The 19,518-nt window shown below is 33.7% G+C and carries 23 protein-coding genes; 10 read left to right on the forward strand and 13 right to left on the reverse strand.

Annotation, left to right across the window (positions count from 1 at the left end; all coding sequences use genetic code 11):
• The first annotated feature begins 120 nt into the window (after positions 1–120).
• The 3 genes from hemQ (at position 121) to MHB47_RS11120 (ending at position 2,960) form a co-directional block, all read left to right on the forward strand.
• Complete coding sequence (gene hemQ / locus MHB47_RS11110; protein WP_002508442.1) at positions 121–870, forward strand: hydrogen peroxide-dependent heme synthase; 750 nt, start codon at positions 121–123, stop codon at positions 868–870.
• An 858-nt stretch (positions 871–1,728) separates the two neighbouring features.
• Positions 1,729–2,496: a threonine/serine exporter family protein gene (locus tag MHB47_RS11115; protein ID WP_172457968.1), complete on the forward strand. Its 768-nt coding sequence runs from the start codon at positions 1,729–1,731 to the stop codon at positions 2,494–2,496.
• Positions 2,497–2,507: 11 nt separating this feature from the next.
• Positions 2,508–2,960: a threonine/serine exporter family protein gene (locus MHB47_RS11120; protein ID WP_002508444.1), complete on the forward strand. Its 453-nt coding sequence runs from the start codon at positions 2,508–2,510 to the stop codon at positions 2,958–2,960.
• Between the two features lie 236 nt (positions 2,961–3,196).
• On the opposite strand, the gene MHB47_RS11125 is transcribed toward MHB47_RS11120, so the two are convergent.
• The 4 genes from MHB47_RS11125 to MHB47_RS11140 all read right to left on the reverse strand — a co-directional run bounded on the left by MHB47_RS11125 (position 3,197) and on the right by MHB47_RS11140 (position 6,195).
• Positions 3,197–4,684 (reverse strand): APC family permease, encoded by a 1,488-nt coding sequence (locus tag MHB47_RS11125; RefSeq protein ID WP_107514509.1) that lies wholly within the window; start codon positions 4,682–4,684, stop codon positions 3,197–3,199.
• A 63-nt stretch (positions 4,685–4,747) separates the two neighbouring features.
• Positions 4,748–5,110 carry a DUF423 domain-containing protein gene (locus MHB47_RS11130; protein ID WP_107514541.1) on the reverse strand — a complete coding sequence of 121 codons (363 nt, stop codon included), beginning with the start codon at positions 5,108–5,110 and terminating at the stop codon, positions 4,748–4,750.
• 24 nt (positions 5,111–5,134) lie between these two features.
• The gene (locus MHB47_RS11135; protein ID WP_340756694.1) at positions 5,135–5,524 is read right to left on the reverse strand and encodes a DUF5327 family protein; all 390 of its coding nucleotides are present in this window, start codon (positions 5,522–5,524) and stop codon (positions 5,135–5,137) included.
• A gap of 2 nt (positions 5,525–5,526) precedes the next feature.
• On the reverse strand, positions 5,527–6,195 hold the full coding sequence (locus MHB47_RS11140; protein WP_259335516.1) for a uracil-DNA glycosylase: 669 nt from the start codon (positions 6,193–6,195) through the stop codon (positions 5,527–5,529).
• A gap of 447 nt (positions 6,196–6,642) precedes the next feature.
• Between MHB47_RS11140 and thiD the strand changes: the two genes are divergently transcribed.
• Complete coding sequence (gene thiD, locus MHB47_RS11145; protein WP_340756698.1) at positions 6,643–7,473, forward strand: bifunctional hydroxymethylpyrimidine kinase/phosphomethylpyrimidine kinase; 831 nt, start codon at positions 6,643–6,645, stop codon at positions 7,471–7,473.
• 76 nt (positions 7,474–7,549) lie between these two features.
• Here the strand turns inward: thiD and isaB are convergent, their stop codons facing one another.
• Positions 7,550–8,059: an immunodominant staphylococcal antigen IsaB family protein gene (gene isaB / locus MHB47_RS11150; RefSeq protein WP_340756700.1), complete on the reverse strand. Its 510-nt coding sequence runs from the start codon at positions 8,057–8,059 to the stop codon at positions 7,550–7,552.
• A gap of 238 nt (positions 8,060–8,297) precedes the next feature.
• Between isaB and vraX the strand changes: the two genes are divergently transcribed.
• The gene (gene vraX / locus MHB47_RS11155; protein WP_002508451.1) at positions 8,298–8,468 is read left to right on the forward strand and encodes a C1q-binding complement inhibitor VraX; all 171 of its coding nucleotides are present in this window, start codon (positions 8,298–8,300) and stop codon (positions 8,466–8,468) included.
• Between the two features lie 262 nt (positions 8,469–8,730).
• Here the strand turns inward: vraX and MHB47_RS11160 are convergent, their stop codons facing one another.
• The 6 genes from MHB47_RS11160 to MHB47_RS11185 form a co-directional block, all read right to left on the reverse strand.
• Entirely contained in the window at positions 8,731–9,171 is a 441-nt protein-coding gene (locus MHB47_RS11160) for an ASCH domain-containing protein (protein WP_002508452.1), read from the reverse strand.
• A 136-nt stretch (positions 9,172–9,307) separates the two neighbouring features.
• Entirely contained in the window at positions 9,308–9,571 is a 264-nt protein-coding gene (locus MHB47_RS11165; protein WP_340756703.1) for a hypothetical protein, read from the reverse strand.
• 1 nt (position 9,572) lies between these two features.
• A complete protein-coding gene (locus tag MHB47_RS11170) occupies positions 9,573–9,935 on the reverse strand; it encodes a hypothetical protein (RefSeq protein WP_340756705.1) in 363 nt (120 codons plus the stop codon).
• Positions 9,907–11,049 carry a thiolase family protein gene (locus MHB47_RS11175; RefSeq protein ID WP_340756707.1) on the reverse strand — a complete coding sequence of 381 codons (1,143 nt, stop codon included), beginning with the start codon at positions 11,047–11,049 and terminating at the stop codon, positions 9,907–9,909. The genes MHB47_RS11170 and MHB47_RS11175 overlap by 29 nt, the downstream gene beginning before the upstream one ends.
• Positions 11,049–12,410, reverse strand: coding sequence for an AMP-binding protein (locus MHB47_RS11180; RefSeq protein ID WP_340756709.1), 1,362 nt, complete (start codon positions 12,408–12,410; stop codon positions 11,049–11,051). Before MHB47_RS11180 ends, MHB47_RS11175 begins: the two co-directional genes overlap by 1 nt.
• A gap of 279 nt (positions 12,411–12,689) precedes the next feature.
• Positions 12,690–14,036, reverse strand: a complete 1,347-nt coding sequence (locus MHB47_RS11185) for an alanine/glycine:cation symporter family protein (RefSeq protein ID WP_340756710.1) — start codon at positions 14,034–14,036, stop codon at positions 12,690–12,692.
• A 439-nt stretch (positions 14,037–14,475) separates the two neighbouring features.
• Here MHB47_RS11185 and MHB47_RS11190 point away from each other — a divergent pair, with 439 nt between their 5' ends.
• Positions 14,476–14,604, forward strand: coding sequence for a hypothetical protein (locus MHB47_RS11190; protein WP_002508459.1), 129 nt, complete (start codon positions 14,476–14,478; stop codon positions 14,602–14,604).
• Positions 14,605–14,688: 84 nt separating this feature from the next.
• Here the strand turns inward: MHB47_RS11190 and hxlB are convergent, their stop codons facing one another.
• Together hxlB and hxlA are read right to left on the reverse strand one after the other, a co-directional pair.
• Complete coding sequence (gene hxlB / locus MHB47_RS11195) at positions 14,689–15,237, reverse strand: 6-phospho-3-hexuloisomerase (protein ID WP_002508460.1); 549 nt, start codon at positions 15,235–15,237, stop codon at positions 14,689–14,691.
• Position 15,238: 1 nt separating this feature from the next.
• Positions 15,239–15,871, reverse strand: coding sequence for a 3-hexulose-6-phosphate synthase (gene hxlA / locus MHB47_RS11200; RefSeq protein ID WP_021339567.1), 633 nt, complete (start codon positions 15,869–15,871; stop codon positions 15,239–15,241).
• Positions 15,872–16,428: 557 nt separating this feature from the next.
• Between hxlA and MHB47_RS11205 the strand changes: the two genes are divergently transcribed.
• From MHB47_RS11205 to MHB47_RS11220, 4 genes are all read left to right on the forward strand, one after another.
• The gene (locus tag MHB47_RS11205; RefSeq protein WP_162492976.1) at positions 16,429–16,791 is read left to right on the forward strand and encodes a YojF family protein; all 363 of its coding nucleotides are present in this window, start codon (positions 16,429–16,431) and stop codon (positions 16,789–16,791) included.
• A gap of 12 nt (positions 16,792–16,803) precedes the next feature.
• Positions 16,804–17,469, forward strand: a complete 666-nt coding sequence (gene bshB2 / locus MHB47_RS11210) for a bacillithiol biosynthesis deacetylase BshB2 (RefSeq protein ID WP_021339566.1) — start codon at positions 16,804–16,806, stop codon at positions 17,467–17,469.
• 14 nt (positions 17,470–17,483) lie between these two features.
• Positions 17,484–18,362, forward strand: a complete 879-nt coding sequence (gene folE2 / locus MHB47_RS11215) for a GTP cyclohydrolase FolE2 (RefSeq protein WP_340756712.1) — start codon at positions 17,484–17,486, stop codon at positions 18,360–18,362.
• Positions 18,363–18,693: 331 nt separating this feature from the next.
• Positions 18,694–19,515, forward strand: a complete 822-nt coding sequence (locus MHB47_RS11220; RefSeq protein ID WP_340756713.1) for a transcriptional regulator — start codon at positions 18,694–18,696, stop codon at positions 19,513–19,515.
• The last annotated feature ends 3 nt before the right edge of the window (positions 19,516–19,518 follow it).

Here is a 19,518-nt window from a genome sequence, read left to right on the forward strand (position 1 = left end):
TTATTTTTTTATAGAATTCCATGTCACCAATTTGTAATCATTTACTTATGTTTTAACAGTTCCTTTATGGTAGAATTTTATAGTGAAGACATAGAAATTTTCACAAAGGAGCGATTTACAATGCCACAAGTACCAGAAACGTTAGACGGTTGGTATAGTTTACATTTATTATATGCTATTGATTGGACTACTTTACGTTTAGTTCCAGAGGAAGAACGTCAATCTCTCGTGGAAGAATTACAATCGTTTTTAGATAAGCACGAAGAAGCACGCACAAATAATGCAGGAGATCATGCATTTTATAATATTAATGGTCAAAAAGCAGACCTTCTTTTATGGGTATTACGTCCAGAAATGAAAGATTTAAATGCTTTTGAAAATGAATTTAATAAATTGAAAATTACAGATTTCTTAATTCCAACATATTCTTATGTTTCTATCATAGAATTAGGTAATTATCTTGCAGGAAAATCTGATGAAGATCCATATGAAAATCCTCATATTAAACCAAGATTATTCCCAGAATTACCTCGTACTGAATACATCTGTTTCTATCCAATGGATAAACGTCGTGGTGAAACATATAACTGGTATATGTTACCACTTGAAGATAGAAAGAAACTTATGCATGATCATGGCATGATTGGTCGCCAATATGCAGGTAAAATCAAACAATTCATCACTGGATCTGTTGGTTTTGACGATCATGAATGGGGCGTAACACTTTTTGCAGAAGACCCACTTCAATTCAAAAAAATTGTTTATGAAATGAGATTTGATGAAACAACTGCACGCTACGGCGACTTTGGTAGTTTCTTCGTAGGTAATATCATCACAAAAGATGTCTTACAAGATCTATTTTCATTATAAAATACAATAAACGATTACATTCATATTAATGGAATTGTTTAAAGCTGTCGGCAAAGTATCTAACTTTGTCGACATTTTTTATACATTTTCATACCCCGTTACTCGCTCCTACTAGCTCTAGCATTCAACTAGTTGTTACTTAAGGTTCGCAAGCTTACGCTTGCATAACTCGCTCTAGCATTCAACTAGTTGTTACTTAAGGTTCGCAAGCTTACGCTTGCATAACTCGCTCTAGCATTCAACTAGTTGTTACTTAAGGTTCGCAAGCTTACGCTTGCATAACTCGCTCTAGCATTCAACTAGTTGTTACTTAAGGTTCGCAAGCTTACGCTTGCATAACTCGCTCTAGCATTCAACTAGTTGTTACTTAAGGTTCGCAAGCTTACGCTTGCATAACTCGCTCTAGCATTCAACTAGTTGTTACTTAAGGTTCGCAAGCTTACGCTTGCATAACTCGCTCTAGCATTCAACTAGTTGAATGCAGAGCGAGTAAAAAAAGGCACACTTGCTATTAAACAAGTATGCCTGAGTCTGTGTAGTGTGTTTGGGAGAACTTTAATCACTACTTAATTTAATATTAACTGCTAAATATTGTCGCTACTCAATATTTGTCTGAAACAGCTAACTAATATTATTTTAGCCTATTTGCGAAATTTGAAACATATTTAAATTACTTAAATTGTATAAAATGTTATATTTTAATTTTTATAAAGCGTATAAGTTACTTTCTGATTCTTCTAACAATTTTTAAGAGTAAAGTGTTACAATAAAAATTATTAACTCAATAACTTATTCCTATGCTATGAATACAAAAACATAGCTTTAGTTAAATACTTTATTATTGGTGATTAAATGACAATATACAATCAAACAGTTGAAAGTTATGATGAAAGAATGGCGAAAGATGTTATTTTGCTCGCAGGACGTATCCTGTTGGAATCTGGTGCAGAAGGTTCCAGAGTTGAAGATACAATGACTCGAATTGCAACTACGTTAGGCTATCCAGAAAGCAATAGTTTCGTAACAAATACAGTAATTAACTTCATGTTACATAACGAATCTTATCCTAGGATTTTCAGAATTAAAACACGAGATACAAATCTTCATCGCATATCAAGAACAAATGGCATATCTAGGCGTCTTGCTTTAGGTGACATTTCACTTGAAGATGCCTTTCAAGAACTGCAAAAAATATATCACGAACAAAGCATTAACCATGATCTAATTTTCAAATTTATAGCTGCCGCTATTATCGCAGCGAGTTTTTTATATCTTCAAGGTGGCATCTTAACAGATGTACTTACTGCTATTTTGGCTGGGTCCTTTGGCTTCATTGTTGTAGAAACGCTTCAAAGGAAACTACATGCTCAATTTATCCCAGAATTTATGGGCGCAATTGTCATCGGTCTCATAACCGTTTCAGGGCATCATTTAATACCCGGTGGTTCAATATCTACTATCATAATAGCTTCAGTAATGCCTATCGTGCCTGGTGTATTAATCACGAATGCCATTCAAGATTTATTCGCCGGTCATATGTTACTATTTACCACTAAATCACTAGAAGCCCTAGTGACTGCTTTTGGTATAGGCGCCGGTGTTGGTACTATACTCATTATTTTTTAGGAGCAATGTCTATGTTTTGGATTTTAAATTTAATATTTAGTTATACTGCTTCCCTTTTCTTTGGTGTGATATTTGATGTACCAAAACGCCTATACAACACAGTTGGTATTGTAGGTGCGTGTGGGTGGATGTTTTATATTTTATTTTATGAAGGTTTTCAATTCCATACTATATATTCTAGTTTCTTTGGAAGTATTGCGTTAGGTATGCTGAGCCACATCATGGCTCGTTATAAAAAGGAACCCGTAATCATATTTATGGTTCCAGGTATCATCCCACTCGTGCCTGGTGGCCTTGCATTCGATGCAACAAAAAACTTAATCCTATTAGAATTTAGTAAAGCCATTAATACGATGCTAGAAGTGACTTTAATTGCTGGTGCTATCGCTTTAGGATTACTTTTTGCTGATCAAATATCAAAGCTTATTGTATCTGGTACGAAAATACGTAAAAAAAGAATTTAAAATGCATGATACTAAATCAAAAACCTGAGAAAAATCATTTGTAATAATGCTTTTTCTCAGGTTTTTTGTTACTCGCCGTTTCTATAATCAAACCTCTAATAATAAAAGCCCTCCAATATAAACACTTTTAATGTGTCTGTATTGAAGGGCGTATATGAAATTATATAATCCAAGTTTAAATGTTAGAATTACATAATTTTACATGCAAAAAACATGATTATTATTCACAAAAATAACTAGGTGTTCGCTTTATCTGATTTATTTTTATTAATTAAATCTACTATTTCATCTTCTGATTGATTTAAAATAAGTTTACTTAATCTGTCATTATCCATATTTTTCAGTTTTGGATAGCGTACAACAAAGAAAATCAAACCAATGATTAACCAACCGCCTAATGCGATATAAGATGGTGTTGAAAGTGCCGCTGGTGACCCAGGAACTAATAATAACAGTAAGAATACAAATGAAACGATTGAACCTAATATCGCAAATACTTTGTATACAGGTCCGTATGTGTTACTTGATTTATCAAAACTAAAGAGTCTTGCTGCTGATAAACATGTAATAAAATAAGCAATTGATACACCTGTTGAAGACATATCAACAATCCATGTTAATGCAGTACGACCTAGCCACGGTGCAATTAATGTAACAGAAACTAAAAAGAAAATTGCAATATAAGGTGTCTTATATTTTTTATGCAATTTACTAAATACAGAAGGCATAATGCCTGAGCGTCCCATTGAGAATAATAAACGGCTTGAACTCATCAAGAATCCATTTAAACCAGTAAATATCCCCATCATAATTGCGATTGCTAGCACTGCTAAACCAATGTAACCAAATGCTTCTTGTGTCACAGCACCTGTTAACCATAAATTACCGTTTAAACTTGTAGATGAGCTACTTAACCAACTTGTGTATAAAATCATTAATACATAAGTAAATGCTGCGGCAAGTAAACTATAAACGATTAATTTAAATGTTTTATTCGGCGCAAAATCAAATTCTTCTGCTGTTTGTGGAATATTATCAAATCCAACATACGCCCATGGCGCTACTGCCACAATCATAATAATGGATGTAAACCAACCTTCTTTTTCATTCGTTAACGGTTGTAAATTTTCAAAAGAGAAGTTATTCCCAAAGAATGAACCGAAAAATAGTAATAAGATTGTTATAACCATTGCTACACAGAAATAAAATTGTAGAGATCCTGATACACTTGCACCTTTAATCGCTATAAACATAAAGACAATTAATAATAACGATGCGATAAGAATCTCAGTTATATAAACATCCCATCCTGCAATAGTATATAACTTACCAGTTTCTAATATATCTGGTAGTAAGAACTTAATTAATAAACTAAATGCTGTTGCGTTTAAAGCTACAACACATATATATCCAAAAGTTAAAAACCAGGATGAGAAGAAACTAACGTACCTTCCAAATCCTAAAAAACTAAATGCAAATGCTCCACCTGAAACTGGAAAACGTTCAACTAAAGCACCATAACTTACTGCAATCAGTATCATTAATAATGCACCAATTACAATACCTATCGCTGCAGATATAGGGCCTGATTGACCAATCCAGTCGCCAGGTAGGATAAATGCACCCCAACCTATACATGAACCATAGGCTATAGCCCATACAAATTTCTCAGATAAGTTTTGTTTTAAATCTCCTCTATCTATTTGCTTATCATTTTGACTCATAAATAAAATTCACCTCATGGACTGTATTATACCCACAAGATGAATTCTATAACAATTAAAAATTTATAATTTAAATGTTCCGATAATAAGCATTAACCAACCTACTATGAATAAAACCCCACCGATTGGCGTAATTGCGCCAAGGATACGAATTTGAGTTAATGCCAAAATGTATAATGAGCCACTGAAAAAGACGATACCGAAGAACATGAGCCAACCTGCCCAATTCACATTAATTGAAGTTGTACCACTAATGATACCAAGCGCAAGTAAGCCTAGACCATGATACATTTGGTAAGTCGTTGCTTTTTCCCATACTGATAAATATTTTGCTGATAGTTTATTTTCTAAGCCATGTGCACCAAATGCGCCAGTTCCTACAGCCATCATTGTGTTCAATGCACCTAATATAATAAATACTTTCATCATGCTATTTACTTCCCTTCTTAATTAAAAATCAAATATTGAATCTCCATTACCTATTTCATCATCTGTAACCAACTTGTTAGATGTAAGTGATTTGTCAGAAACGCTATTTTGTGGCACTGGTTGTGATGTTTTACCGCCCATCGCTCGAATCTCTTCCGCAGATACAGCTGGTTTTTTAGAAGTTGATTGGGGTTTTGAAGTACCATTACTTACTATAGTAGATGTTTGGAATGACGAAGAAACATCATACGTATTATCTTTATAACTTTTATGCTGACTTGTCGACCCTGTAACAAGTGAAGTCAACGTATGAATAGCATAAATATGCTTTTCAAATTCAGCATTATTATTTGCTTCGTCCGCTGCTACTAATTCTTGCTCAATTAACTGTATAACTTTATCTTTTTCCATGTTTATGCCTCACCTTCACACCAATTCACTGGTGCTTTACCATTTTCTTGTAAATACGTATTTGCTTGAGAATATGGTTTTGAACCAAAGAAACCACGATAAGCTGATAAAGGACTTGGATGTGGAGACTTAATAATATGATGTTTTGATGTATCTATCAATTTGACTTTTTGTTGTGCGGGTTTTCCCCATAAAATAAACACAACATTTTCTAATTGTTCAGATACTGTTTTAATCACTTCATCTGTGAAAAGTTCCCAGCCAATTTCTTTATGTGAATGTGCTTCACCTTGGCGGACAGTCAGAACTGTATTCAATAACAAAACACCCTCGCGCGCCCAATCTTGTAAATGTGGCGTTGTTCTTTCACAACCTATGTCCTCTTTAAGCTCTTTATACATATTACGCAACGAAGGTGGAAACTTAGCATCTGGTTGTACTGAGAAAGCTAAGCCATGTGCTTGATTCGGTCCGTGATATGGATCTTGACCTAATATGACAACTTTCACTTGTTCAAATGGTGTTAAATCAAATGCTTGATAAACATTCTCTCTATCTGGGTATACAATTTCTGTTGTATATTCTTTTTCTAAAAATTCGTGCATCGCACTAAAGTCATGTCGTGTAGTAATTTCATGAAAAACATCTGACCATTCCATATTCCCTCTCACCTCAGTTTGTATTTTAACATATTAGAACTACTTTCACGTGCAAGAAATTATGCGCGTGAATAAGTAGATCTTATGCATGAGCTTCAGATCAGGCGAACCATTATTTCTACTTTGTATTCACAAGAATAGAACCACTTATGCATGAGCTTCAGCTCAGGTAATCCTTTTAAAATCCACGTCCAAGAAATTATGCACGGAATAAGTAGTTCTTATGCATGTAAAAGTAGCACTTCTTGCATTAGCAAGATTAGCACTACTTATGCAAGTGCCTTAGCACTTGTAAACCTTTAAACCAGCTCAGGTAACCCTATTTCTCTTCATCAAAAATAAAATTAATCTACCTTATACAAAGTAGTTAAATATTGCTCGCTATTTAAAAGGTCATTATTTAGAATACTCGACAAACGTGGTATGATATGTACAAAAGAAATTTAGGAGTGAAGATTCATGGCATTGAAAAAAACATTAACGATTGCAGGTTCAGACACAAGTGCAGGGGCAGGTATGCAAGCAGATTTAAAAACATTTCAAGAGTTAGAGACATACGGCATTGTTGCTCTGACATCAATCGTTACAATGGATAAAGCGACATGGTCTCATGACGTAACGCCAATTCCATTTGATGTATTTGAGAAACAATTAGAGACAGCAATCTCAATCCACCCAGATGCTGTGAAAACAGGTATGCTCGGTACACAAGAAATAATCAAACGTGCTGGTGAAGCATATGTAGAATCTGGCGCCGACTACTTTGTCGTTGATCCAGTAATGGTCTGTAAAGGCGAAAATGAAGTATTAAATCCTGGCAACACTGACGCAATGATTGAACATTTATTACCTAAAGCAACTGTCGTAACACCAAATTTATTTGAAGCGGGACAACTTGCAAATCTAGGTACTTTAAAATCAATATATGATATGAAAAAAGCTGCTGAAATCATTCATAAACAAGGTGCACAGCATGTCATTATTAAAGGTGGTAAAGCATTAGATCAAGATAAATCTTATGACCTTTACTATGATGGTGAACACTTCTACCAATTAACTACTGATATGTTCCAACAAAGCTATAATCATGGTGCAGGCTGTACTTTTGCTGCAGCAACTACTGCGTATTTAGCAAACGGCAAAACACCTAGAGAAGCAGTTATTGCTGCCAAAGCTTTTGTTGCTTCTGCAATTAAAAATGGTTGGAAGATGAATGACTTTGTAGGACCGGTTGACCACGGTGCATATAACCGTGTTGAACATATTGATGTTGACGTTACAGAAGTTTAAAAGCAACGCTATCAATAAAATAAACCAAGTAGAAATTAAATATATTTCTACTTGGTTTTTGTATATTAAATATGCTTTATGATACTGTCACACTCGTTACATAACCATCACTCATATGAAATACGATATAACCTTCGCCTACTTTATACCCATACAAACCATCGGAGCTATTTACTTTGTCCCCATGAAGCGGTGGTTGATATTCAAAGTTTTGTCCAAATTGCACTCTCATATCTTGTAAACTTACTGCATCTTCCGCTATCTCAAATTCTACTGAATTAGCTTTATTACCATTTACTTTTTCAAATTTTTGATCATAAATTACTTTGCTCTCAGAACCTGAATCATATTTACTATTCACTTTAATATCATTAAAAGTAATATTACCTGCTTTCAATCCATTATAAAATGCTTGATCTAATACAAAATCTCCACCTTGAGCTGTGTAGCCTTCATAATCATAATAAGGTTGCGTCGTTTCTGCTTGTACTTCATTTTGTGATATGTCTTCGTTAGCAATGCTTAGGCCTACTGTAGTTCCAAACACAATACTACATGCTACAAAAGTCTTTGCAATTTTTTTCATACATTATCACTCCAAGCTTGAATTTTAAAACACGATACATCTCAGTTACAATTTACACCAAAATTCAACAAAGTTCAATTCTAACCCTTTTGCTTCACTCACCATTTTCACATACTTTTTACTTTTTAAATCATATACGACATAAGACCGATACGAAGTTGATACTGAAGACTCATGTATTTTCCAAGTAAATCTATTAGTATATAAAGTGTAGAGAGAAAAAGGAGGGAATCACAGCATGATTATCTACAAACAGGCTTTTGAAAATGGTAACCCAATATATGAAATTATCACTAAAACTTTCAAAACAATTTCTGTTAAATTTGATGAAAATTTCAGCATGAATGAATTATATAAGTTACTCTCTCTACTTGAAAGTGATGTTGATAATATGAAATTAACCTATTAATAACATTTACTTTACACCTAAGACATTTCAAAATTTAGCTTTAAACAGATTACAGAAGAACATATATGCAATAAACTCCCCTTTAGAAATTAGAAGTTTAAAAAGAATAAAGGCAACATAAGTTGTCCCCTTATGTTGCCTTGACTAACACAACCCTATAAACACTCACCCTATGAGCGGTACACAGTTAGACAAAGATTGTCCCCTTTGTTGTGCTTGGAGAGAATACTCGAAGCAGTTCTAACTTATGTACCGCTCTTTTTTATACATACAATAACTTAAATTCTTCACACACCATGATTTCTGATTCATCAAAAGGAATACCTAATTCAGCATAATATGATTCGAAAAATTCGATATGTGCTTGGCGCCAATGTGCCAGTGACTTATCTCCTTCACCTTCAAGATATGCATGATGTTCAGTAACATCATTAAATGGTGTTTGATAAACACGTGTAGTTTCAATGATACATTGCGGGTTTCCTTTTTCATTTAATACAACACTGATATCACCGACTTGTGGTAACGCTTCTTCCTCTACTTTATAAGACGATAATCCACTTGTCGTCGCAGTTTTCATGCCCTTTTTCACTAAATCAGCTAATTCATCTTCGTCAACACCAAAAGACCAAGCATCAAATTGCACACCTTTATATTCAGGAAATGCTTCGATAAAAGATCTCCAATATGTTTCTACTGTCATAGTTATCCTCCTAGTATACTTGTTACTTCACTTATTATTGTATCGTACTCTTTTAAATTAACACAAAAAAGTACTCGCTAATGCATTATATTCTCATCATTCGTATACACCTTGAACACCATAATCAATTCAACATTTATATTTTCACAATGACAATTTTTACATCACCACTTTGATTAGAAATAACCATTTTTTCGTTTGTTACAAGTTCAAAATTTAAAGATTCATTTATTTCAACCGATGCCATGTATTTCACTTTGTATGCTACCCATGCTAATTTTTTATTTGTAAGTGCTAGCTGCACAATCAATTGACCAGGCACTATATATTGATGCACTGGGTTTTGATCATTAATTAAGCCTAAATATTCATTCACTTGTTCTGTTGTTATTTGTATCATACTATAGCTGCTCCAAAAATATTTGTTTAATAGTGATATAGTTTTCACTATTTTTATGTACATCTAATTTAAAAGTATATTTCATAAATGATTTTATTTTCTTCTTCTCTATCATACACATATGCGCTAGATATGTTTCATTCGTTTCAAGCGATTTTGTATGGTTTATTTCTGTTTCTTTCAGCAAAATATTGCGATTAGCATATTGCTGAAACAACTGAAATTCTGGCCATAACTTAGCACAATATAGTGGACGTACTTTATTTAATGGATATTGATTAAAATATTGATTATAAGCTATGACATCATCTTCATTAAATATGATTTCTTGCTCTTCATGTCCATCTTTCAAACAATAATGCATTGCCCATGCCGCCTCCTATTCCCATTGTAGCAATTGTTCTTTGATATTCATCCATGTAAAACAAGCGCGTCACTAAAGCTGCACCACTTGCACCATAGGGGTGACCTGTAGCGATTGCGCCGCCATAAACATTTAATTTCGCATTAGTTAATCCCAACATTTCTTGACTTGCTAATACCTGTGATGCAAAGGCCTCATTCAATTCGACCGCATCAATTTCATCAATAGTATAGTGATTTTTTTCTAGTAGTCTTGTCACTGCTGGTGCAGGACCTATGCCTAATACATTCGGGTCTACGCCTACAGTTAAGCCATCAGTAAATGCTAACCCGCTATTAAAACCACATGCTTTGGCAGTTTCTTTTTCCATAATCATTAATAACACTGCACCATCATTTTTCATACAACAATTTCCAGCAGTAACTGTTCCTTCAGGTAAGAGTGGTTTCAAACGATTCAGCGTCCGTTCCGTTAACTTTGGTTTAATACTTTCATCTCGCTGAAATGTTTCACCCTTAACTTGAAATGGCATTATTTCTCGGGAAATGATTTGATGTTCATATGCAGCCATTGTTTTTTGATGGCTCATCCATGCATAATAATCTTGTGCTGTTCTTGAAATGTTGTAAGTTTGAGCTACATTTTCAGCCGCTTCAATCATTGAAGGGTCCTGTCTTTCAGGTGCAAATGATGCGCGTTCAAAAAACTCTGGTAATTGGGTATCATAAACAGATTGCGGTCGCTTTATTTTCCAAGGTGAACGGCTCGTACTTTCTACACCGCCTGCCATATAAATTGTACCTGCGCCTGCTTGTATCATACGGCAAGCTTGTAATATCGCTTCTAAACCTGAGCCACACTGTCTATCGATAGTTACGCCCGGGATGTGGTGATCTAGTTCTGCTTCAAGTAAGGACTTTCTCGCCAAATTACCTCCATTACCTACGACATTACCTAGAAAAACGTCATCAATATTTGACATCACATCGGGGAATGTTTCTTTGAAATGTGTAAATAATGGCTTTATGAGGTGTTCTGGCTCTATATGTTTAAGCTTTCCCCCATATTTGCCAAATGCTGTACGTTTTGCTGCAACTATGACTGCTTCTTTCATTATTTAAACTCTCCTCCTAAGTAACGTTCCTTCATTTGTCTACGCGCTATTTTTCCGCTTTGTGTATAGTACATTTTATCTATTTTAATCAATTTAGATGGTATTTGATATCTTGCCAAATATGATGACAAAAAACTTTTCAAAGATTGATAAGACACATATCGTGTACCTGTATAAAGTAGTACTGCAACCTCTCCGAACTTCGAATGCGGCTTACTCACTATGCACACTTCGTTAAAATATTCATATTCTTGGGCTACACGCTCAATTTCAGTTGGATAAACATTTCGACCACCAATAATCATGCGGTCACTCTGACGTCCGTGCAAATAGAGATATCCGTTATGATCAAGTGATGCAAAATCACCAATTTCCAACCATTTACTCCGTGAAATATCTTGATTTACATAACCACTAAACACCATATTACTTTGAATATGCAACACGCCTACACCCTGTTCATCCTGATGTGCCAAGTGTATTTTCACATTTGGAAAAGGTAAACCTACAGAATGATACGGTGCTTCATTATTGTAGTTATAACTTATAAAGCTTGCTTCAGATGTTCCGAAGAACTCAATTAATATAGTTTGTGGCATATATTGTTGAACTTTATTTCTTATTTCCAAAGGTAACTTATCACCTGTAGAAAAAATATAGCGCACTGACTCCATTTTAATATTTTCAGCCAAACACGATGTTAACATCGTCGGCACTATAAACATGGCAACTGTTTCAGATACTTTTTCAATCGTTTGTAATAGCAATGGCGCATCAAATTGACGTTGTCCTATAAACGTTCTGCCACTATACAGAGCATAGATACAAGTATATAAAGACAACGAATGAGATAAAGGACCCGGTGCAACGAGTATATTAATCGGCATCCCTAAAAGCTTTTCGTTTTCTTTGTATGAATATAGCCATGATTTTTCATTGCGATAATAAGCTTTTGGTAAGCCTGTCGTTCCTGAAGTAAAACCAACATGTAATAAATCATCATGCCTCTTCAATTGATTATTTTTAATATGCTTACTTATTATTTCTTGTTCCTCATTGATGACATAAGAAATCCCATAATGATCTAGTAATGTGTCTATCTGCGCTTGTGACCATTGAAAATCTAGTATGCATGGAATACAATTTTTCTTTAACAATGCACAATAATAGATGATTGTTTCCATAGGGTCTTTCATTATGACTGCTACAAATTGATGACTAGGAATACGCGCTATATCTTCAAGCACTAATTCGATATTTATTTTTAATTGTTTATAATTGCACTTTAAATCATCAAATTGTAACGCAAGGCGTTGTGGCAGTTCTTGTGCGTGTTGATCAATTTTTTCTAATATTTCCACTTTCATGTCACCCTTTGAATTGTAAACTTTAATATAATATATATTAACATTAATTATAGTTGTTTACCTTTACACAATCACTGATAAATTTTAATCGTGGAGGCTCAGGTCATCTACTTCCCAATTTTGTTTAAAATTAAATGAAACTTACAATCCAAATCCCATTAGTACATTAAATTTTCCAGAAATAAAATATCCAAACCCAATTTTAGAAAATCTGCGTACCAAAAATCCCTCACTGCATTTTGTAGTGAGGGACCTTATTTTTAATAGAACAACTTATTTATAGTTGTTAAAGAAATCTATAGTTAGTGATTTTACTTTTGGTGAAAGTATAAGGACAGCAATAACGTTAGGTATAAGCACAATTGCAAGTGCTAAATCTAACAAATTCCATAGTTGTGTTGCTGCACCCAAAGCACCTACGATTAATGATAATACGTAGACGACTTTCATAATCCAACCACCTGTTAATCCAAATAAGAATTCTGCCATTCTAGAGCCGTAAAAAATCACGACAATGACCGTTGAAAATACGAAAAACACCATAGAAATCGATACAATCATACTGCCAAATTGTCCAAAAGCATCTTCAAATGCTCTAGCTGTGAGCGCTGCAGATTGTGATTTTGCGTCTTCTGCTGTCCAGACACCAGAAACAAGTACAACGAAAGCAGTCGTACTACATACGACAAGCGTATCGACTACAATTTCACTGACACTCCAAAAAGCCTGACGTACAGGATGATCCGTTTTAGCAGCTGCATGAGCAATAGGTGATGTACCAAGACCTGCCTCATTAGAATATATGCCTCGCGCAAATCCCCAACGGATGGTAGTTGCGAGCGCTGCACCGAATGTGCCGCCTAATGCTGCACTAGGATTAAACGCTTGTTCAACAACAAGTGCAATAATATTAGGCACTTGAGTGATATTCATTACCACAATAGCAAATCCTAACAAACAATATAAACCTACCATGATTGGCACAATCTTCTCAGTAAATGACGCGATACGTTGAATACCACCAAACACGACTAATGCTGCAAGAATAGCTAGAACGACACCAGTTACACCCATATGTATATTAAATGTATCATGAACAGTCCTTGCAGCCGAATGACCTTGTACCATAATACTTGGAATAAGCTCAAGCATCAGGGCAAAAGCAAAGACGATAGAAAAAATAGCGCCTAACTTTTTATTTTTAAAACCTTTCTTCATATAATATGTAGGTCCACCAACAAATTCGCCCTTTTTATTTTTTTCACGATAATGTACACCGAGTACGTTTTCACTGAATTTTAAAGCCATGCCTAGGAATGCAATTACTATCATCCAAAAGACTGCACCTGGCCCACCCATCATAATAGCCGTAGGTACACCAACAATATTCGCAGCGCCTATCGTAGATGATAACGCAGAGGTCAATGCTTGCCTCGGTGTGATTGTACCCTCACCCTTAGGCGTTTTATTGACACTTCCAAAGGTCTGTTTCATCATATAAAAGAAATGTCTAAACTGAATAAATTTCAAGTTTATTGTTAAATATAAACTTGAAACTAATAATAATGTAACTAAAGGAAACCCCCAAAGCCAATCTGAAAAAGCAACGATTTTTTCCATTATATCTCCCCTTTAATAATGTATTAAAATCAAATTGTCATAGATCTACGTGAAAATAGTCTAAAAGTAACTAAACTATTTTTTTATAGTATCCCCTATTTGTTTTATTATTAATCATTAGTTGCCATTTTAAAATTCGTTTTTAGATTCTAATTAACTTTCTTCTATATTTTTTAAATTTATTATTTTTAATATTAAAATAAATTGTAGTATCAAAGTCTCAATACTCTATACTTTGTTATCAATCAACTGTTTAGCATAGCTATAGCACATACGCTTTAGTTGAGTTTGATTAACAATTAAACATCAGGGAAAAGGTAACATACAATAAATTTTTATCACGTATATTTATTGTGCCTTTTTAAAAATAATAACTAGTCAAAAACGACCTTAATGCATTGTAATTCATATAAAAACTTAAACAGTTAGGATGATTAAAATGAAGAAGATTTTAACTATTAACATCATCGTTTCACTTGCAATAATCGCTTTTATAACATGTAAACAATGTATAGATATGACACAAGAAAATAGTATGGAAGATCATAATAGAGTTCATTTAGATTAATTTTAATATACAGAAATAAAAAGAGAGAGGAAACTTAAAATTAGTTTCCTCTCTCTTTTTACTTTTATTAACACTTATATTTGGTTATTCCAAATTTGCGTGGTTTTGTTGCATTGCTTCTTCATCAACTTTTAACTCAGTCATTAAGTCTAAAACAATACTATCTAAAAACACTTGTGATGCTTGTTCAAATAGGCTACCTAGGGGTTGTGCTGAACCTTCAGCATCATATTTCGTCCCTGCCGGTAATTCAATAACTGCATTTGCAAGTTCACCTATCGCTGAAGCTGGGTTTGTCGATAATAATACAACTTCTGCACCTACAGCTTTAGCTTTATCTGCTAATAATCTTAAATGCTCTGTCGAACCTGAACCAGAGATAATAACAAACAAATCATTTTCAGTAATAGACGGCGTCGTAGACTCACCCACAACATGCGCGTATTTGCCTAATTGATTTAAACGCATTGCAAAACTATTTGCTACAAAGCCAGAGCGACCTTTTCCTGCAACAAATATTTGATTCGCTTCAACCACTTGTGTTAAAAACGTTTTTGCTTCACTATCTTTAACGTGTGATAGTGTATGGTCTAATTCATCTAATATTAAGCGATAATTTGTAATTTCAGTCATATTATCTGCCTTCAATCGCATCTCTACATTGTTTAGCAGCTTCAACTGGATCATCTGCGTTAGCAATACCGCCACCAACTACAACCAAGTCTGGTTCTTCTGCTACAACTTCTTTAATTGTATCTGGTTTAATACCACCAATAACAGCTACTTTAGAATTAGAAATAACTGATTTAACTTTACGTAAACTTTCTAAAGGAGATTGACCTTCAGCTTGCAAGTCATAACCAGTATGCACAGCGATATAGTCTGCACCTAAATCGTCTAATTCTTTAGCACGTTTTTCTAAATCTTGTACTGCAATCATATCTACTAACAACTCTTTACCACTTTTATGTGCTTCTTCAACTGCTGCTTTAATTGATGCATCTTCAGCAACACCTAAAATTGTTATTACGTCTGCACCAAATTTAACTGCTTGGCTTACTTCGTAGTCTGCAGCATCCATAATTTTTAAGTCTGCAAGTACTTTTACGCCTTCTATATTATCATTTAAATGTTGCACCGCTGGTAAACCTTCATTAATAACGATTGGTGTACCAATTTCTACGATATCTACATAATCTTTAACTTTATTCGCAAGTTTTGCCGCTTCCTCTTTATTCAATAAATCAATTGCTAGTTGTAATTCCAAAATGATCATCCCTTCTTGAATTAAATTATAGAGCCATCGTTGTGACTTAACTTACTATATAATGTTGCACTTAAGCTATTTACCCTTAGTTTTATATATTAAACGAGTAAAATAACACGATAAACACTTGTATATCCTCTACCTAAAATGAATATACCCGTTAACACCTATGTTAATACTATGTTTTATTGTTAAAACTACAGTCATAATAAATTGATTGTTATGCAAATTATATATAAATCTTATTACACTTATGCATTATACTTCTTTTATATCTTTTTAACAGGAATTGGATTCCACCTCTATTTAACTATTAAATTGAGACTTTTTAATAAAAATTGAGCAGAGTGATACATTTCTGCTGTGCTTTTTAGTAGAATGAAGAGATAATCAAAATATAAAATACAATTCTTAGATATAAAATTCACTTTTCTGGTAGAAAATGTATACGAGTCGGTTTACACTAAAGTATAGACTTATATCATAGAAATCTATTGTGTTAAGTAAATATAAATAATTGAATTTTGTAATGTTGGGTTTGGAAGCAAGGAGGCAAAATTTTGGAACAAATAAATAATGAGGAAGTACAAGCATTACTTTCTTCATATGAGCATAAACCTGTATACTTACATGTTGAAACAACAAATGGTGCATATGCTGCTCACTTTGACCAACGTGTATTTAATGCGGGAACTTTTTTGAGAAATATTCAAGTGACTTACGAACACGCTCAACTTAAAGGTGGCAACAAAGATCCTTTCCGTGTCGGTCTTAAATTGAAAGATAGCGGTTGGGTCTATGTCCAAGGATTAACACATTATGAAGTGAATGAGAATGGTGAGTTTCTGCTAGCAGGGTTTAACTATGAAGGTCAATTAGCTGCTGCTTTAGAAATTAGTACTCAACCGTTCAAAGCATAAGGAGGGCGTATCATGGCAGAGGAAAGCCAAGTATTAGTAATTTTTCCACATCCAGATGATGAATCATTCTCATCTGCAGGCACATTAGCACGCTATATCGATAATGGAGTTCCAGTCACGTACGCATGTTTGACACTCGGACAAATGGGACGCAATTTAGGCAATCCACCTTTTGCTACACGTGAGACATTACCAGATATTCGTGAAAAAGAATTAGAAAAAGCAATGGAAGCAATAGGCATAACTGATTTACGTAAAATGGGTTTACGAGATAAAACTGTAGAGTTCGAACCACATGATGAAATGGATGCAATGGTTAAATCCCTCATTGATGAATTACAACCATCTGTCATCATTTCTTTCTATCCGCAGTTTGCTGTTCATCCTGACCATGAAGCTACTGCAGAAGCAGTCGTGAGAACGGTTGGTCGTATGCCAGCATCTGAAAGACCACGTTTACAGCTTGTAGCATTTAGTAATGACGCACATGAAAAATTAGGTGCACCAGACATTCTAAATGAGATCAGTGATTATAAAGAGGTTAAACTACGTACATTCGAAGCACATGCATCTCAAACAGGTCCATTCTTAGAGTCACTTGCAACACCTGACGTACCTGGAGAAGCACACAGTTTCTTAGAAGTAGAACCTTATTGGACTTATAACTTTGAATCTTAAGTGGAGGCAATAGCATGACAGAATTTGACTTATCTACTAGAGAAGGAAGATGGAAGCACTTTGGTTCTGTTGACCCTATCGAAGGTACGAAACCAACTGAAAAAGAAAATATGAAAGACTTACAAAGTACACATAAAGATTTCTTGTTTGAAATCGAAGAGGTAGGTATTAAAAACTTAGTTTACCCAGTACTTGTAGATCGTTTCCAAACTGCTGGAAACTTTAGTTTTTCAACAAGTTTAAATCAAGACGAAAAAGGCATTAATATGAGCCGTATATTAGAAAGTGTCGAAAAGCACTACAATAATGGCATTGAATTAAATTTTGACGCACTTTATCAATTATTACGTAGTTTACAAGTTAGCATGGAACAAAACGGTGCTGGTTTAGATGTCTCAGCTAAATGGTTCTTCGACCGTTATAGCCCAGTCACTCAAATCAAAGCTGTTGGTCATGCCGATGTAACTTATGGTTTAGCGATTGATAAAGATGATGTAACCCGTAAAGAGATTACAATCCAAGCTGCGGTGACTACACTTTGCCCTTGTTCAAAAGAAATTAGCGAGTACTCAGCACACAACCAGCGTGGTATTATCACTGTAAAAGCTTTTCTAAATAAAGATGTTGATTTAATAGGTGATTATAAAGAAGTCATTTTAGATGCAATGGAAGCTAATGCAAGCTCTATTTTATATCCTATTCTAAAACGTCCCGATGAGAAAAGCGTTACAGAACACGCTTATGAAAATCCAAGATTTGTAGAAGACCTTATCCGTCTTATCGCTGCAGATTTGGTAGGTTTTGAGTGGCTTGATGGTTTTGAAATAGAATGTCGCAATGAAGAATCTATTCACCAACACGATGCTTTTGCTAAATTAAAATACCATAAATAGTTAAATACAATTTAACTCATACGCTTTATTTATTATAGGAGTACTAATATATATTTATTAGTACTCTTTTTTTGTTCAAAATTTGAATATCTCTAGTAAATGTAATTTCAATTTTTCTAGATTATCTATTTGACGTTATGTTTTTAATTATTAAAAAGTAAAATTTTAAGCGTTACTATTAAATTATTTACTCTAAAATCTAAACTCGCATATTAATTTTAAAATAATGTGTATCAAGAGTTAAATTTTGTTAATGTCCGATATACACTTTTCGTATTAAAATTATTATAGAGGAGATGCTTCTTAGTATATTGGTGTGGTGAAATAAATAATGGATTATGATTTAAAGATATATAATAATAAAACATCCAATTTTAAATGTTTACGTACTAACCATTTTTTAAATATCTATTTCGTTTTTGATGGAGCAATTACAATACTAAAAAACAACAATTTTCAACATTATCGTACAGGAGATATATTTTACATTCATGACTATGAATGTATTAATGATATCAACTTTGAAGGCACGTTATTATGTCTATCTATAAATAATTACTATTATTATAAAATTTTGAATAAGCATGCTCAAAATGAACATAATATAATAGATAAAGATAGTCCCGATTTAAAAATACTTTATAACGACGTCATTTTATCAATGTTAAATCAATCAAACACTAAAGATATAGAACGAAAATTATTATATTTAATTAAAGCGACTTATCTTAATACTATAAATACAACTCCTCGCTCTAAATCTGAACGGAATTTTAAACATATATTGATTAGAGACGTTATTCAATATATTAATAACAACTGTGAAAGAAAATTAATTTGCCAAGATATTGCGCATCAATTTTTTGTGAATAACAGCTTTTTATCGCGTGAATTTTCAGCACTTATGTGTTGTACCTTATCAAACTACATTATTGCTTCAAAAATTCACTTTTCAACATGTGCTTTATTAAATGGTGATACTTTAGATTTTGTATGGAGACAGTATCACTTCCATTCACTTAAAGATTATATATATCATTTCCAAGCAATCAAAGGTGTAAGCCCATATGGATTTAATAATAAACAACCTATTATAGAAGGTATTAAAAATTTCAAAATAATACAACAAAGAACAAATAACTTAATGTGGTGATAA

Origin of the sequence: Staphylococcus sp. FSL K6-3157 (assembly GCF_038005145.1) — a bacterium.
In the GTDB taxonomy this organism is placed as follows: Bacteria; Bacillota; Bacilli; order Staphylococcales; family Staphylococcaceae; genus Staphylococcus; species Staphylococcus equorum.

Bases quoted from the DNA above. Each gene is read 5' to 3' on its own strand.
- hemQ (WP_002508442.1), top strand. From the start codon at position 121: ATGCCACAAGTACCAGAAACGTTAGACGGTTGGTATAGTTTACATTTA.
- MHB47_RS11120 (WP_002508444.1), top strand. From the start codon at position 2,508: ATGTTTTGGATTTTAAATTTAATATTTAGTTATACTGCTTCCCTTTTC.
- MHB47_RS11125 (WP_107514509.1), bottom strand. From the start codon at position 4,684: ATGAGTCAAAATGATAAGCAAATAGATAGAGGAGATTTAAAACAAAAC.
- MHB47_RS11130 (WP_107514541.1), bottom strand. From the start codon at position 5,110: ATGAAAGTATTTATTATATTAGGTGCATTGAACACAATGATGGCTGTA.
- MHB47_RS11135 (WP_340756694.1), bottom strand. From the start codon at position 5,524: ATGGAAAAAGATAAAGTTATACAGTTAATTGAGCAAGAATTAGTAGCA.
- thiD (WP_340756698.1), top strand. From the start codon at position 6,643: ATGGCATTGAAAAAAACATTAACGATTGCAGGTTCAGACACAAGTGCA.
- isaB (WP_340756700.1), bottom strand. From the start codon at position 8,059: ATGAAAAAAATTGCAAAGACTTTTGTAGCATGTAGTATTGTGTTTGGA.
- vraX (WP_002508451.1), top strand. From the start codon at position 8,298: ATGATTATCTACAAACAGGCTTTTGAAAATGGTAACCCAATATATGAA.
- MHB47_RS11160 (WP_002508452.1), bottom strand. From the start codon at position 9,171: ATGACAGTAGAAACATATTGGAGATCTTTTATCGAAGCATTTCCTGAA.
- MHB47_RS11165 (WP_340756703.1), bottom strand. From the start codon at position 9,571: ATGATACAAATAACAACAGAACAAGTGAATGAATATTTAGGCTTAATT.
- MHB47_RS11170 (WP_340756705.1), bottom strand. From the start codon at position 9,935: ATGCATTATTGTTTGAAAGATGGACATGAAGAGCAAGAAATCATATTT.
- MHB47_RS11175 (WP_340756707.1), bottom strand. From the start codon at position 11,049: ATGAAAGAAGCAGTCATAGTTGCAGCAAAACGTACAGCATTTGGCAAA.
- MHB47_RS11185 (WP_340756710.1), bottom strand. From the start codon at position 14,036: ATGGAAAAAATCGTTGCTTTTTCAGATTGGCTTTGGGGGTTTCCTTTA.
- MHB47_RS11190 (WP_002508459.1), top strand. From the start codon at position 14,476: ATGAAGAAGATTTTAACTATTAACATCATCGTTTCACTTGCAATAATC.
- hxlB (WP_002508460.1), bottom strand. From the start codon at position 15,237: ATGACTGAAATTACAAATTATCGCTTAATATTAGATGAATTAGACCAT.
- bshB2 (WP_021339566.1), top strand. From the start codon at position 16,804: ATGGCAGAGGAAAGCCAAGTATTAGTAATTTTTCCACATCCAGATGAT.
- folE2 (WP_340756712.1), top strand. From the start codon at position 17,484: ATGACAGAATTTGACTTATCTACTAGAGAAGGAAGATGGAAGCACTTT.
- MHB47_RS11220 (WP_340756713.1), top strand. From the start codon at position 18,694: ATGGATTATGATTTAAAGATATATAATAATAAAACATCCAATTTTAAA.